The 985-nt window shown below is 22.2% G+C and carries 1 protein-coding gene; it reads right to left on the minus strand.

Translation table 11 applies throughout. The features are described from left to right. The coding region (locus E6A48_RS11795) for an MATE family efflux transporter (RefSeq protein WP_219710496.1) at positions 1–985 on the minus strand (985 nt) is incomplete at both ends.

Here is a 985-nt window from a genome sequence, read left to right on the forward strand (position 1 = left end):
ATATACATAAGAGCATATGCTATACCATTAAATGAAGCACAAACTCTCAAATAAAATATAATATCATTTATTGTTTTGTCATCTCCATTATAAAATATAGATATAATGTTTTTAGCAAATATATGTATAAATGCAACAACTGTCATAGTAATAGCAATATTAAAAAACACTGCAAATATAACAGTATTTTTTATTTTAATATAATCTCTTTTTCCCATACTTGTTGCAACTAATATACTTAAAGCTTCTCCTATAGACCATGATATCATACCAATAAAAGTATTAATCTTAAGACCTATAGTAAAACCTGTTATTACATCATATTTATTCATCATTATATTAATAATAAAAAAAGAAATATTTATAATGAGCATTTGAAATATACATGGAAAAGATACTAATATTAATTCTTTTATTATTTTTATATCTATACTAAAAACTATATCTTTTCTTATAAAATATAATGATAATAAAAAACTCAAAAACTGAGATATTATGGTAGCAAAAGCAGCACCTTTTACTGATAATTTCAAAACATATACAAACAGAAAATCTAATAGTATATTAGTAATAGAAGCAATAATTATAAAACATAATGATACTTTCTCTTTTCCGCTTGATTTTATCACTGATGATATAGAGCTGTATAAGAAAATGAAAAATACACCAGAAAAAATTATTCTAATATAGTCATAAGCATAATTAAAAGAATCTTTTGGTACATTCATAAATATTAATATATGCTTAGAAAATATTATGCCCAATATTGAAATTATTATAGAAAATAGTGCTGATAAAAATAATAGAGTTGTAATACTTTGTTTATATTTTATAGTGTCATTAGCTCCTTTATATTTAGAGATTATAATAGAGCCTCCTATTGATAATCCTAAAGACACAGAAGTTATAATAAACATAAGTGAAGCACTATTTCCTAATGCTACAACTCCATAATCTCCAATTATATGCGAAATAAATATTATAT

This window comes from Brachyspira pilosicoli (assembly GCF_019402445.1).
Taxonomy (GTDB): domain Bacteria; phylum Spirochaetota; class Brachyspiria; order Brachyspirales; family Brachyspiraceae; genus Brachyspira; species Brachyspira pilosicoli_B.